The 13,168-nt window shown below is 44.9% G+C and carries 21 protein-coding genes; 19 read left to right on the top strand and 2 right to left on the bottom strand.

From position 1 onward, the window contains the following. Positions 1–7: 7 nt before the first annotated feature. From deoD to AGRI_RS07155, 3 genes are read left to right on the top strand one after another with little or no spacing between them, the layout of a single operon-like run. Positions 8–709: a purine-nucleoside phosphorylase gene (gene deoD / locus AGRI_RS07165; protein WP_008984310.1), complete on the top strand. Its 702-nt coding sequence runs from the start codon at positions 8–10 to the stop codon at positions 707–709. 19 nt (positions 710–728) lie between these two features. After that, on the top strand, positions 729–1,202 hold the full coding sequence (gpt, locus tag AGRI_RS07160) for a xanthine phosphoribosyltransferase (protein WP_008607347.1): 474 nt from the start codon (positions 729–731) through the stop codon (positions 1,200–1,202). Beyond that, a complete protein-coding gene (locus AGRI_RS07155) occupies positions 1,199–1,765 on the top strand; it encodes a nucleoside deaminase (protein WP_008984309.1) in 567 nt (188 codons plus the stop codon). Before gpt ends, AGRI_RS07155 begins: the two co-directional genes overlap by 4 nt. Positions 1,766–2,129: 364 nt before the next feature. Here the strand turns inward: AGRI_RS07155 and AGRI_RS07150 are convergent, their stop codons facing one another. After that, entirely contained in the window at positions 2,130–3,095 is a 966-nt protein-coding gene (locus AGRI_RS07150) for an integron integrase (RefSeq protein WP_008984308.1), read from the bottom strand. A gap of 253 nt (positions 3,096–3,348) precedes the next feature. Here AGRI_RS07150 and AGRI_RS07145 point away from each other — a divergent pair, with 253 nt between their 5' ends. The 16 genes from AGRI_RS07145 (at position 3,349) to AGRI_RS07075 (ending at position 12,848) form a co-directional block, all read left to right on the top strand. Continuing rightward, a complete protein-coding gene (locus AGRI_RS07145; protein ID WP_008608324.1) occupies positions 3,349–3,894 on the top strand; it encodes a PIN domain-containing protein in 546 nt (181 codons plus the stop codon). Positions 3,895–3,998: 104 nt separating this feature from the next. After that, positions 3,999–4,340, top strand: a complete 342-nt coding sequence (locus AGRI_RS07140; RefSeq protein ID WP_008984307.1) for a hypothetical protein — start codon at positions 3,999–4,001, stop codon at positions 4,338–4,340. Between the two features lie 119 nt (positions 4,341–4,459). After that, positions 4,460–4,603, top strand: a complete 144-nt coding sequence (locus AGRI_RS16510; RefSeq protein WP_156411314.1) for a hypothetical protein — start codon at positions 4,460–4,462, stop codon at positions 4,601–4,603. A gap of 211 nt (positions 4,604–4,814) precedes the next feature. Then, the gene (locus tag AGRI_RS07135) at positions 4,815–5,114 is read left to right on the top strand and encodes a hypothetical protein (protein ID WP_008984306.1); all 300 of its coding nucleotides are present in this window, start codon (positions 4,815–4,817) and stop codon (positions 5,112–5,114) included. 113 nt (positions 5,115–5,227) lie between these two features. Then, positions 5,228–5,545: a hypothetical protein gene (locus AGRI_RS07130; RefSeq protein ID WP_008984305.1), complete on the top strand. Its 318-nt coding sequence runs from the start codon at positions 5,228–5,230 to the stop codon at positions 5,543–5,545. Positions 5,546–5,651: 106 nt separating this feature from the next. Next, positions 5,652–6,104 (top strand): hypothetical protein, encoded by a 453-nt coding sequence (locus AGRI_RS07125; RefSeq protein WP_008984304.1) that lies wholly within the window; start codon positions 5,652–5,654, stop codon positions 6,102–6,104. A 77-nt stretch (positions 6,105–6,181) separates the two neighbouring features. Further along, complete coding sequence (locus AGRI_RS16620) at positions 6,182–6,835, top strand: homing endonuclease associated repeat-containing protein (protein WP_008984303.1); 654 nt, start codon at positions 6,182–6,184, stop codon at positions 6,833–6,835. Between the two features lie 263 nt (positions 6,836–7,098). Next, on the top strand, positions 7,099–7,836 hold the full coding sequence (locus tag AGRI_RS07115; protein ID WP_156808366.1) for a hypothetical protein: 738 nt from the start codon (positions 7,099–7,101) through the stop codon (positions 7,834–7,836). 190 nt (positions 7,837–8,026) lie between these two features. Then, positions 8,027–9,157 carry an alpha/beta hydrolase gene (locus AGRI_RS07110; protein WP_008984301.1) on the top strand — a complete coding sequence of 377 codons (1,131 nt, stop codon included), beginning with the start codon at positions 8,027–8,029 and terminating at the stop codon, positions 9,155–9,157. Positions 9,158–9,296: 139 nt separating this feature from the next. Further along, positions 9,297–9,560: a hypothetical protein gene (locus tag AGRI_RS07105; RefSeq protein ID WP_008984300.1), complete on the top strand. Its 264-nt coding sequence runs from the start codon at positions 9,297–9,299 to the stop codon at positions 9,558–9,560. A 123-nt stretch (positions 9,561–9,683) separates the two neighbouring features. Then, positions 9,684–10,073, top strand: coding sequence for a hypothetical protein (locus tag AGRI_RS07100; protein WP_008984299.1), 390 nt, complete (start codon positions 9,684–9,686; stop codon positions 10,071–10,073). Between the two features lie 121 nt (positions 10,074–10,194). Continuing rightward, positions 10,195–10,575: a hypothetical protein gene (locus tag AGRI_RS07095; protein WP_008984298.1), complete on the top strand. Its 381-nt coding sequence runs from the start codon at positions 10,195–10,197 to the stop codon at positions 10,573–10,575. A 215-nt stretch (positions 10,576–10,790) separates the two neighbouring features. Beyond that, positions 10,791–11,621, top strand: a complete 831-nt coding sequence (locus tag AGRI_RS07090) for an alpha/beta hydrolase (protein ID WP_008984297.1) — start codon at positions 10,791–10,793, stop codon at positions 11,619–11,621. Positions 11,622–11,707: 86 nt separating this feature from the next. After that, positions 11,708–12,172, top strand: coding sequence for a GNAT family N-acetyltransferase (locus AGRI_RS07085; RefSeq protein WP_008984296.1), 465 nt, complete (start codon positions 11,708–11,710; stop codon positions 12,170–12,172). 150 nt (positions 12,173–12,322) lie between these two features. Continuing rightward, positions 12,323–12,574, top strand: a complete 252-nt coding sequence (locus AGRI_RS07080; RefSeq protein ID WP_008984295.1) for a type II toxin-antitoxin system Phd/YefM family antitoxin — start codon at positions 12,323–12,325, stop codon at positions 12,572–12,574. Beyond that, positions 12,564–12,848 carry a type II toxin-antitoxin system RelE family toxin gene (locus tag AGRI_RS07075; RefSeq protein WP_008984294.1) on the top strand — a complete coding sequence of 95 codons (285 nt, stop codon included), beginning with the start codon at positions 12,564–12,566 and terminating at the stop codon, positions 12,846–12,848. Before AGRI_RS07080 ends, AGRI_RS07075 begins: the two co-directional genes overlap by 11 nt. A 149-nt stretch (positions 12,849–12,997) precedes the next feature. Here the strand turns inward: AGRI_RS07075 and AGRI_RS16365 are convergent, their stop codons facing one another. Beyond that, positions 12,998–13,144: a type II toxin-antitoxin system YafQ family toxin gene (locus AGRI_RS16365; protein ID WP_008984293.1), complete on the bottom strand. Its 147-nt coding sequence runs from the start codon at positions 13,142–13,144 to the stop codon at positions 12,998–13,000. Between the last annotated feature and the right edge of the window lie 24 nt (positions 13,145–13,168).

Below are 13,168 nucleotides of genomic sequence, written 5' to 3'. Positions count from 1 at the left end.
AGAACTTATGGCTACTCCACATATTAATGCGCCGGAAGGCGCCTTCGCTGAAACCGTGTTAATGCCAGGCGACCCGCTGCGTGCTAAGCATATTGCCGATACTTTTTTAGAAGACGCGGTATGCGTGAATACTGTACGCAATATGTTCGGTTACACCGGCACCTACAAGGGCAAAAAAGTCAGCGTGCTGGGCTCTGGTATGGGCGTGCCGTCAATGTCGATTTATGCCACAGAGTTAGTGAAGTTCTATGGTGTAAAAAACATTATCCGCATCGGCTCCTGTGGCGCTTTGCCGCTGGATGTTAAAGTGCGCGATGTCGTTATCGGTATGGGTGCCAGCACTGATTCGATGGTTAACCGCAACCGCCTCGGCGGCCTGGACTTTGCAGCAATGGCCAGCTTCAGCCTGCTGGAAAAAGCCGTTGCCGCCGCCCGCGCTAAAGATATTAATGTGAAAGTGGGTAATGTATTTACCTCTGATCTGTTTTACAACCCAAGTGAAACTCTGTTTGATACGCTGGAGAAATACGGCGTACTGGCGGTAGAAATGGAAGCCGCCGGTCTTTATGGCGTCGCCGCCGAATATGGCATTAATGCGTTGGCGATTTTCACGGTAAGCGACCATATCCGCACCGGCGAAGCGTTAAGCGCCGAGCTGCGCCAAACCAGCTTTAACGAGATGGTTGAAGTGGCACTGGGCTGTTTGTAATTTACTGGGAATACGCGTTATGTCACTGACAACCAATAAAATGTTTTATGTGTCGTGGGAAGCCTTTCACCGTGCCACTAAAGAGCTGGCACGCCAGTTACTGGGCCAGAACTTTACCGCTATAGTGGCAGTAAGCCGCGGTGGTCTGGTACCGGCGGCGATTATCGCCCGCGAGCTGAATATCCGGGTGCTGGATAGCATCTGTGTGGCGAGCTACCAGCACGACAAGCAGGGTAGCCTGAGCGTGCTAAAAGATGCTTCGCTGGCAGACTCTGAGCAGCTGCTGATCGTCGATGATCTGGTCGATACCGGTGAAACAGCCAAAGCGCTGCGCGAGCGTTTCCCCAAAGCTCGTTTTGTTACCGTGTACGCCAAACCACAGGGTAAGCCGCTGGTGGATAACTATGTTACCGATATCGAGCAGGATACCTGGATCCAGCTGCCATGGGATATGGAACTGGCTTACAGCAAGCCGCTGGCAGAGGAAGTATGAGCCGACAAAGCGTAACGCTAACGCTGCCCGACTGGATTAACGACGTGGTCGACTGGCAGCGCCGCTATCAGCACGATGACGAGAAAATGGCGTTAGCCATTGAGTTGTCACGGCAAAACGTACTGCGTGGTACCGGCGGCCCCTTTGGCAGCGCCATTTTTGATTGCGACAGTGGCAAGCTGTTAAGTGTTGGTGTAAACCGGGTAATGCCGCTGCATAACTCCAGCGCCCATGGCGAGATGGTCGCCATTATGCTGGCCGAGCAGGCGCTGCAAAGCTTTAGCCTGAACGCCGACGGCGTTAAACGCGAGCTGTTTACCTCCTGCGAGCCCTGCGCCATGTGCTTAGGCGGCACCCTGTGGAGCGGCGTAAAACGGTTAGTTTGCGCCGCCACCGCCGAAGATGCCCGCGCGATAGGCTTTGACGAAGGCCCGGTATTTGAACCCAGCTACCAATATCTGCGCGACGCCGGCGTCGAAGTCGTGCGCCAGGTACAACGCAGCGCCGCCGCCCAGGTATTAAAAGACTACCTAAACCACGGCGGCACCATCTACAACGGCTAACCTCTCAGCTTCCCGTCTCAGCTTCCCATATAAGCTCCCCGTCTCCGGTACGCTCGCCGTACCGGAGACGCCATCTGCGATAACCAAAAGAACACCAAACCCAAGCCTAAACCACTCAGCTCGCCGTCTCCGGTATGCTTGCCGTACCGGAGACGCCACCTGCGATAGCCAAAAGAACACCCAAACCCAAGTCTAAACCACTCAGCTCGCCGTCTCCGGTATGCTCGCCGTACCGGAGACGCCACCTGCGATAGTCAAAAGAACAGCAAACGCAACGCAGAACCACTCAGCCTCCCGTCTCCGGTATGCTTGCCGTACCGGAGACGCGATCTGCGATCTCAATTAGCACACCAAGCTAGTATCGTTATAACAGCTGCGATAACGGGCTTTTCACCCCACCTGCGCCACGATTAATGACATGCGTATAAATTTGGGTAGTTCGCACATCAACGTGGCCAAGCTGTTCCTGAACCGTGCGGATATCAGCACCCGACTCCAATAAATGCGTGGCAAACGAATGACGAAGCGTGTGACAAGTTACATTTTTGGGGATAGCAGCTTTGCGGGAGGCGATTTTAATTTCACGCCGGACACAGCTTTCATCCAGATGATGACGGCGTAAGAGTTTTGAGTCCGGATCGATACTCAGCTGCAACGAGGGAAACAGATACTGCCAACCAAATTGCTTGGGCGCTGCAGGATTTTTACGTGCTAATGCATGAGGTAACCAGACACCGGCATATTCGGGATTGGCCAAATCAGCCTGAAAATACTGCAAGACAAACTGGCTTTGCTGTTTGAGTGTTGGAACCAACTCTGGTGCTAAGGTAACCCGGCGATTCTTATTGCCTTTGCCCTGCCAGACCATAACCGACAAATAATCGTAATCTATATCCTGCACTCGTAACCGTACTGCTTCCATTAACCGTAAGCCACTGCCATACATCAATTGAGCTAATAATTTATAGCGCGGATCGATCACGCGCAGTAGCGCCGTAACCTCGGTACGGGTTAGTACAACTGGCAATTTCGGTGAAATTTGCGAGCGGTTAAAGTTAAGGTTTAACGATAGTGGTTGCTGCAACACCTTGTTATACAGAAAGCTCAATGCGTTAAGTGCGCTAGCTTGTGTCCTCGGTGCAACGTTACGCTGATTACTCAAATAAGACAGAAATCTCTCAACATCCTGATCGCCAAGCTTAGAGGGATGCTGCTTTTTGTGATAAAGGATATACAGCCTAATCCAGTGCAGGTAACTCTCAATTGTTCTTTTAGCATAGCGGTGGGTATACATAAATTCGGCAATGTATTGCATAAATGGCGATGACATCTACCGCTCCTTGAAATAAGTTTAAGTGTGTTTATATACAGTAGTAGGTAAATTTATTGTGATCAAGTGAATCGCGAGTTTTCACCTCGCTTTAAGCAATCAATTCAAAACAGTCCAGAAAAAATCTGTTGATTTACGGAATGTTGTTAGATAGTGTGATTTTATTTACAAAAGATAGAAGGGAGTTTACATGGCTGGAAAGCGTGTACGCTCCAAACTACAAAGTTGTTAGCGCTAAAAAGGAGAGATCACAGTGAAGTGGGCATTTATTGATTACGAAAACATCGGTAATTTAGAAAAAATTGACCTTTCGGCTTATCAGAAAATCATTGTATTTCTTGGAGCTAAACAACCCAAAATTGATTTTGGTGAGAAAAAGTACGATATACCATTGGAAATAGTCATTGTTCAGCTTAAGGCAACGCAGTCAAATAACTTGGATTTTCATTTGTCTTATTATCTTGGGCGGTATGATAGCGCTGCCGGTAAAGACGTAACTTTCGACATAATCTCAAATGACAACGGGTTTACTCCACTCATTGCTCACATAAAAGCTAATGGCCGTACCTGCAAGCATATCAAGCTTGCTACGGTGGAAAATATCAGTGCCAAGCTGCTCCAAAGTTTGACATCAAAACCCAAGGATAAAAGGCCTAAAAAAGTCGCATCACTACGTAACCATATTGCCTCTCACATGCGAATCAAAGGCAATGAACTTGCAATACAAGGCTATTTGAATCAGCTTGTTAGTGATAATGTTATTTCGGTTTCTGGTGATAGCGTTGAGTACCGGCGCTAACAAACAAATTTTATCGCCAGCAAAAAGCGCTGGCTGCGACGTCAACCCGCTGCGCGGCTTTCCGCGCTAAATTTGGGCGTTATGTATTTTAAGGAGTAGATGACTTGGCTGTTTATTTGGAATCGTTTTGGACAGCATTAATGGATGGTTTGGCTATATATTTTGATATTTTTCTTGTCCCAGTACTGACGGTTGTATGTTTTTTTCTACTGTTATCGCAATTTCTTCGGTACCAAAAAAGAATTCGTTACTTGGAGATCACATTAGGTGCACTCATTAAGCTTTCTGGTATTGAGTTAAATGACCCCACTTTTATCCCTCCTGAAGTGCGTAAGGCGCTAGATGAAGGCCATAGATTAAAAGCCATTAGGCTTTATCGAAAAATCACAGGTGCAAATTTAAAAGAAGCAATAGAGGTCGTGGATGTATTGCTCAAAAAAACATAACAATACGCATCACTCGCTCCCGCTGGTCGCTGGGATGCCAACCCGCTGCGCGGTCTGTCACCCGTGTGCTTTGCGTTATGGCTAAGTAATTTCGAGTTCCGATGTGTTAGGGAAGATTCATGATTAATGAAATAAAAAATTGGTGGAATTCAGTGCCAAAGGCCCAGAAAACTGGCCTGATTGTGTTAGCGGCATTTATTGCGGCAGTTGTTATCATGAGCTTTGGAGTGATTATTGGCTCATCTCTGGGCAAGGTTGTCTAATGTTGTTGCCCACGGCAACAGATACATTTGAACACCTATGTCAAAAAGGGCTGCCAACATTGGCATTAGCTCAGGCACGCGGCTCATCAACCGAGCAATGTAGCCATAACAAGGCCAGGCACGGCGACGTCTTTTTCGTTGCGGCTTCGCCTTCACTACAAATCCGCGCGTGCTGGCGGCGTTATACGTTTTTTGAATTACGGAGTAATCAATGAGAAAAACATGGAATTTTGAAGTAAAAGGCCATTCCATTAAAGTGGTTAATAGTTGGCTTCATGGCATGAAACTTTATGTCGATGGTGATTTTAAAGATCATGACCGTAGTTTTTTTGCTTTTGGTGGTGAGGTGTTGCTTTCTACCAACTTAGGTGAATTGGGTATATTGGAAATTGAGCCGAGAGCTTTCTTTACTGTAGAAATTGATGTTTACCTTGCAAGCTATGATAAGCGGCAACCAGTGTTCAGTTCAACAAAAAGGTTGTCTTTGAGTCAGCAGAGAGATATTCGTTAAAAACGTATAACAATCAAATTTTATCGCCAGCAAAAAGTGCTGGCTGCGACGTCAACCCGCTGCGCGGCTTTCCGCGCTAAATTTGGGCGTTATACAACTAAATGGAATCAAGCATGGATGTAACTTTCAAGAAAATTTCAAAGGGCTCTTTGTTTAAGCTTCTAGCAATAGGTTTGTTTACGGGCTTTTTTGTCGTGTTCACCGTTTTTGGTGTGGCAGCATTGTTTGGTGCGGATACCGTAAAATGGAACGATGTTCCTGTTCATGGTTTTTCTGGTTTTCTGCTCTCTTGGGTTTTATGGCTCTTCTTTAGTTTGTTCTTCACAGTTTTTACCTGGCTGATCTGCATCTTGGGTTTGTGGTTATTTTCGTTTAAGCAAAACTTAACCTTAAAGTTCAAAGGGGTAGTAGATGGTTCGCAAGTTGTATAACAAACCGCGCCATTCGGGGCCTGCGGCCCCTGCGACGCTCACAAGTTCGCGCGCATGCGCGGGGCGTTATGTTTTTGGTGTTTCCCTAAAGGATTGAGTAAGTTTAATGATTGATGTGATTATTAAAAATATATGGACTATAGTCGGTAGCATTTTGCTAGCTTGCTTCACGGCGCATTTATTTTGGAGACATTTTCAGAAAACTCGCAGGTTAAATGCGGCAGACAAGTTTAGCCAAATTATTCATACAGAATTTAAAGGGCTTTATCCTATACCAACAAATTGGCCAGAGCATTCTTCCGATATTGTTCCTGTTTTGAGACAAAAATTTCCGATATTAAGTGAAGCCGTAAGCGAATATAGTCGTTTTGTAAAAGACAAAAAGGGTTTTCAATCCGCTTGGGATCTTTATAGATTTGGTGATAAAGATACAGCAAATGGGCAACAAGATTATTTTCAATATACAGGGGCATATTTTGATAATGAGGAGCCTCCAAATCCTCAAAAGGTATTCAAGAAAAACATCGACAGGCTGCTATCATATTGTGAAAAAACATAACAATACGCGCCAAATGGACGCCAAACCGCAAGCGGTTCGTCGCCCGTGCGCTTGGCGTTAGCCGTCAAAGGGAAATCATGAAGTTCCAATTAGAATCCCATAATCGAAATGTACCTGATCAAGATTTAATCGACGATCTCAAAAGGGTTGCTGACGAATTGGAAAAAGATAAAGTCACGATTGATGAATACAACGAACGTGGCAATTATCACAGCACTACTCTAAATAGACGATTTGGGTCTTGGTTTAAAGCACTTGAAAAAGCAGGCCTTAAAAAAACCAGAACTCTAAATATCTCAAATGACGAACTCTTTGAGAATTTAGTTGATGTCTGGACAAGTTTGGGTCGTCAACCAAAGTACAATGATTTGACAAAAGACGTATCCAAATATTCTTCTGGTACATATGAAAAACGATTTGGCGGGTGGCGCAAGTCTCTTGAAGCCTTTGTTTCATGGGTAAATGAAGGTGAGTTACCAGAGCAGAGCGGCGTAGAACAGCAAAAGGTAAGCTCAAAAAGAACCCCAAGAAATATTAATTGGCGCCTACGAGCAATGGTGCTAATGAAAGATGGCGCTAGGTGCAAGCTTTGCGGTGCCACACCACAAGATGGTGCAAAACTGCATGTTGATCATATTGTTCCTTGGGCAAATGGTGGCGAAACCGTGTTTGAAAACCTTCAGATACTTTGTGAAAAGTGCAATATAGGCAAGAGTAATGTTGAAGTCTAAAACGGCTAACAAGGCGCATCACTCGCTCCCGTTGGTCGCTGGGACGCCAACCCGCTGCGCGGCTGGTCGCCCGTGTGCTTTGCGTTAGCCTTATTTTCAATTTAATCCCGTTACTCTTAAGGAGCATTTAAATGGACCAAAAACAACCTTCGCAAGATTTTCGTTTCAAGTCATTTGTTTATGGATTTTTATTTGGTGTAGTAGTAATGTTGGTTGCTTGGTACATCGCTTAGTTTTTCGAGCTAAGTGCTGGCATTTGATTTTTGAGTGCCGTGACTAAATATTTACTGCAAATGAATGAGCATAGCTACATCATAAGTAAAACGTTACTGCTTCAGTGGTGTTTTCCAATACTACTTGTTGGTGTGTTCTTGTTGTTACTAGGGTTGCCCTTTTTGTGTCTACCGAAAGGTGTCTATTGGCTAATTGCCGCGATCTTGTTGTTGCCATTGATTCCAATACTTGAAAGCTTTTTATTAGCACCAGCTTATGCTTTGGCCGGACGCTTCACATATTACTCTCCATTACTGTTTGCCACAAAGTCGCCTCAAGGAATCGACTTACACGTGGGTACCTTGTATGACTATATAACTCAGCTGCGGTGGATCGAACGTGGCATCCAGTCACAACGACACGCAATGCTACTTGTTTTACAGGGGCTGTTAAGTATTTGCGACGCAGTAGCTGAAGGGAGATTAAGTGCACAAAATGAAATTACCGCATCGTCATATTTTTTTAGTAATCGTTCAGTAGAAAAATTAGGCTTTACCCTGAACAGTGGTTCTTTTGAAGTGAAATTAAATTTAGCGCTGGTTTATCTCAGTCTTGTTCTAAGATTAAGCATTATAAGAGGACGCTGGTGTCTGCCGGATCTTAAGCGAATTAGATGTATTCATACTACTGCGGGGGAATTATTACAGCAAAGATCTCGAATAGCCAAAATGCTAGCCCACTTGCAGAGTAAAAATCGTGTCGCGAGTAATGAACAATCGAATGAGTAAACTTCGGGTAACCGGATTGAGTAGCTTTAATCTTTAAAGTAAATACTGATCTTCGTTGGCTAACAAACGCCAGCAAAACGCCGCCTTGCGGCTCGACTCGCGACAAGTTGCTCGCGTTTGTGGCGGGCGTTAGCGCTAAAATCGTTCTGCAATCTAGTTACGTGTGGCGTTATAAAATTAAGGAAAAACAATGAAAAAAATAATATATGGATTATTGCTGCTGATACTGGGAAGTCACTGGAATAGCTGGGCTGCTGCGCGCCTGCCGGTATTACAAGAAATGGTGATTGACAGTGCTTTACTTGGCGAAAAGCGTGACTTGGTGATTTATCTGCCTGAGGGTTACCAAAATAGTCAGGAGCGTTATCCGGTGTTATACCTGACCGATGGCGACATTCAGGGCCCACATACGGCCGGTACGGTAGATTATTTAGCAAAATTCGATCAGATGCCGCCAATGATTGTGGTCGGTATTGTTAACCCGCCTGAAACACGCGCTAGAGACCTGACTGTAACCCCTTCAGAGAAGCAAAACCCTAATCAACTGAAAAATGCAGATAGATTTCTAGCTTTTGTCGAGAAAGAAGTGATTCCTTTTGTGAAACAGAATTACCGCACTTTGGACTATCAAATGCTGTCAGGCACGTCTCATGGTGGTCAGTTTGCTATTAATGCATTGGTGAAACGACCTGGCTTGTTTAATGATGTTATCGCCATCAGCCCATCTTTATATTGGAATAACCATCAATTGCTTGGATTAGCTGAGCAGGCTTTAAAAAGCGATCAGTTGCAAGGGCGCTTGTATGTGTCGATAGCTAATGAAGAACCAACCATGACAGAGCCGTATCAACGCTTTGTTGAATTACTGGCTCGTTATCCATCTGACAGATTGGTCGTTGGGTCCGAGACTTTTAGCGACGAAACTCACAATACTACCGTTTTGCAAGGGCAGTACTTCGGTCTAAAGCATCTGTTTTCAGGTTGGGGCATTCCTGAAACGCCTCAAACCCTAGCGGATTTGCAAGCTATCTTTGAGCGGCGTTCGAAGCTACTGAATATTCCCATGGTTATTCCTGAGGACAGAGCTGCTGGCTATGGTCAGTGGTTACAATTCTTAAACCGGCAAGCTGATGCGTTGGCGCTGTTGCAGTGGAATCGAGAAACTTATCCTCAATCGTTGAACGCTCACATCTCTTTGATAAGGGCTTATTTACATTTTAGTTTGGCGGAAGATGCTAGAGCAGCACTTGAAGTTGCATTAAAGACGTTAAATGAGCTTAGTCCTGAACAAAAAGCACAGCTTGAGGCTTTGTTCACTTAATATGTATTTGAGTTCAGGTGCGCTAACAAACGCCAGCACAACGCGCCTGCGGCGCTCGACTCGCAACAAGTTGCTCGCGTGTTTGGCGGGCGTTATGTGACTCTCAGCATCAAGCTGATCTTTAAAAAAAGGTATCTAAATGGATTTATATTTTAATAGTTTAAACTCAGGCCAAGTAATGGCGTTTGGCTTAATGTGGAATATATTGCCAATTATAGGTGCCATCTTAGTTCATCTTGCTTTCAGTGCTGCAGTATTTAACGACGCCAACAAATTACAAAGAGAGCATGGATCTCTAGCATTTGTAAATTCTTGGTTGTGGTCTTTGGCTGTTTTAGTTGGTGGTGTATTTGTTGCTTTAGCTTATTGGGTTATGCACCATTCAACAATTGCTAAACATTAAATGTCACATAACAAATTACTAAATTGCGTTCCGGCCACAAAAAGCGTGGCCTCCACGGGACTGCCTACGCTGCGCTGCGGCAGCCCATTAGTAACGCGTTATGTGCAATAGAGAAAGTTTTTAATGCAACCGAATTATTCAGATTATTCGTTAAGCGAACTACAAGAAGCGTTGTCATCAATAGACAAAGATGCGTTCCCTTCGCGCGTATCTGAAATAGAAACGGAAATAGAAAAAAGAAAAGTAGCTAATCCAAAATTTTTGCACTCAGTGCAGCAAAAGAAACTAGGAATAGGAGGTAGGATCTTCTTGTTTGCTATGAGTTTACTTTTGCTTTTTTATGGTATCGACGCACTATTTGATAGTGAAATTGCTATAAAAAACAATAGAACATTAACCCTGGAAGGCAACGCTTTTTTGTTTTACTGTTTGGTCATACTTAATGTAGGCATCGGTCTTTTTCTTCTATATCTTTCACTATTCGGTAAGGAGAAACGGCAGCATGGCACATAACAAACGCCTTAAACATCGAGGCCTGTGGCCGCTTGGCTCGCAGCAAGTTGCTCGCCTGTGTGGTGGGCGTTATGCCGTTTAGGCGTTACTTAAGCCGCTTTAGTAAACAGGCAATAGATGTATGAAAATAGCCAAGAACCTTCTATGGATAGACTGCACTGCTGGTGCACTCGCCGGAATTTTAGTGATCTCACTCTCCGGCTGGCTGACCGATTTATACTCGATCTCACAAAGTTTTTTATTGGTTATAGGAACTGTAAACTTATTGTATGCGTGGTATTCATTTAGTCTTGCCACTCGTAGACGACGGCAAGAAGGTTTAATAAAAATTTTAGTATGCGCAAATGGGATATGGGCTTTGATTTGTATCGCCCTAGTCACCCAATTTTCTGGCAATATGACTTTATTGGGTTGCGCTCATCTGGTTGTCGAGGCTATTTTTGTTGGCGGTTTGGCTGCTATGGAATGGAAATGGCGCAATCAGCTGCTTATTGCGACCTGACAATAGCTTCAAATAATTCGATTTTTTTGCTCCATTCATTGGGCCTTACTAAAACCCGTGAATCAAGCGTGATGAATAAAGGAGATTATTTATCTACTTCATCGGCAATACATTTGAGTACAAGGCATAACAACTGGTTCAAGTCATTCGCTTCGCTAACTGGGACGGGCTAGAGGCCGCCCCTTAACCAAACGTTATACATCATGGTTAATCAAATGAAATTATTTTATCTATCGATATTGCTGCTGATCTGCTTTGAGTTAAGTGCCAATACGCCATACGAGTTACCGAGAAGTTCTGTGATTGAGGTAAAAGAACAATCCAGTGGGCGAATCTACCCTTTATTTATTCAACTACCTCCTTCCTACAGCACGAGAACTGATCAAGTTTACCCGGTGATTTACCTTACTGATGCGCACTACAGTTTTCCAATGGTATCGGGTGCAATGCGTTTTCCGATGAACAGTGGAGTGATGCAGCATGCCATTATCGTGGCGGTGTCCTATGAAAAAGGTTCGATAGGAACAAGCAGCAGAACCAGAGATTACACGCCGACAGTGGCTAAATCCTGGAAGCAGGAAACGGGCAATGCTAAAGGACATATGGCCTTTCTACGTGATGCAGTGATGCCATTTATTGAACACAATTACCGGGCAAGTAAAACAGACAGGACTTTTGTCGGCAACTCATTAGGTGGTTTGTTTGGCGCCTATATTTTGTTCTCTGAACCGGATCTGTTTTCAAACTACATACTGGGCAGTCCATCAGTCTGGTTTGATAACAATGTTATTCTTGTTTTACAAGCCGCAAAGCCAAAGGTAACAACAAAGGTGTACCTGTCTGTTGGTGAGTATGAAACACCTGCCTATGGCGAAGGGCAGGATATGTTGGCTGGTGCAAACCAACTAAAAGACAAGATTTTGCAACTGGATACTGCCAATATAGAGCTTCAATTTGAAGTTGTAGCTGGTGCGACCCATGCGACAGCTTTTCCGACGGCTGCAATTCAAGGGCTGGATTGGATTTATGGGAATAAAAAGCAATGATGTATAACAAACCGCGTCATTCGGGGCCTGTGGCCCCTGCGACGCTCACAAATTCGTGCGCATGCGCGGCGCGTTAGCATTCCAGGATGATAGGTGTTCATTTGATAGTTCGTGAAGCAAAGCCTGAAGATGCTTTAAGCTTGTCTGAATTGTATAACCAATTGGTTAATAATCCTGCGGTAAAGGTAGAGCCAGAACAAATACAGGCACTTTATGACGATGCGCGCTCAAAGTTATTTGTCTGCGACTACCAAGGTAATGTTGTTGGTAGCGCATTAGTTTCACTGTGTTCTGATGTTATGTTTCGTAAACAGCCGTTTGCTGTAGTAGAAAACGTTATTGTTGATGTGGCTGCTCGCGGGTTGGGTGTTGGTACTGCTTTATTTCAGGCAATAGAAATTTTTTGTGTTAGTACAAACTGCTCTAAGATCATGCTTCTTAGCTCTTCGCAGCGGTTAGATTCGCACGCATTTTTTGAAAAGCAGGGTTTTAAAGGGGCGGTCAAGCGTGGCTTTGTTAAGTATCGGTCTGCATTTACCAGTGCAGGGTAAATTGCTAACAAGCGCCTTAAACAACGCAGCCTGCGGTGCTGGACTCGCTAACGCTCGCCGCTGCTTGCGGCGTCATGCCTACAAGCGGTAGCATTCGGCGCTTATACGAGCTAATATATGACCAAAATATAGGCCTATATAGAGGTTTTTATGCGTCAAGTATTGGCAGACTTTTCTGTAAGTATTTCAGAATTAAAGAAAAATCCTTCAGCCTTGCTTTCCCAGGCCAGTGGTTCGCCTATCGCTGTGTTAAATCACAACAAGCCAGCGGCCTACCTGATTCCAGCGGAGACTTACGAGGCTCTGATGGACATGATCGACGACTATGAGCTGGCCCAACTTGTTGAGGAACGTCGTGGCGACAAAGATCAGGCTATAACGGTGTCGCTGGATGACTTATAAGCTCCGCTTTCTTCCGGCTGCGCTGAAGGAATGGGAAAAGCTTGGCGCCCCGATCAGGAGCCAGTTCAAGAAAAAACTGGCAGAGCGATTGGAAAATCCCAGAGTGCCTGCTGACAAGTTAAGCGGCTATGACTCGGTGTACAAAATCAAACTTCGCTCCGCTGGTTACCGGTTAGCCTATGAGGTTGTTGACGATGAGCTGCTTGTGTATGTACTTGCCGTAGGCAAGCGGGAAAAGGGCAAGCTCTACTCGTCTCTCAAAAAGCGAACCTGAAATGGTGCAGTGCAGGCATAACAATCAGCTCCAGACCGACAGCGTGCACTATGCAACATTTGTGTTACTCGCTGTCGCTCAAACAATAACACAAAGGTCGCTTCATTTTCGCTGCGGCTGAACTGGGCGTTATGTGATTTATGCCTCAGCTAGAAAAGTTCGCAGTGAGAGCCAATGCGTGCAAGTTGTAGTGTGTCGTTGTTGATTTTATAGATCAGAACAAGGTCTGGTTTAATGTGGCAATCGCGAAAGCCGTACCAAGCAGTCGTATTTTTTCCGCTACTGGGGTATCTCATTTATTTGATAGTGACTCAGCCTGC

Origin of the sequence: Alishewanella agri BL06 (assembly GCF_000272005.1) — a bacterium.
Taxonomy (GTDB): domain Bacteria; phylum Pseudomonadota; class Gammaproteobacteria; order Enterobacterales; family Alteromonadaceae; genus Alishewanella; species Alishewanella agri.
This window is presented reverse-complemented; position numbering and strand designations above follow the sequence as displayed.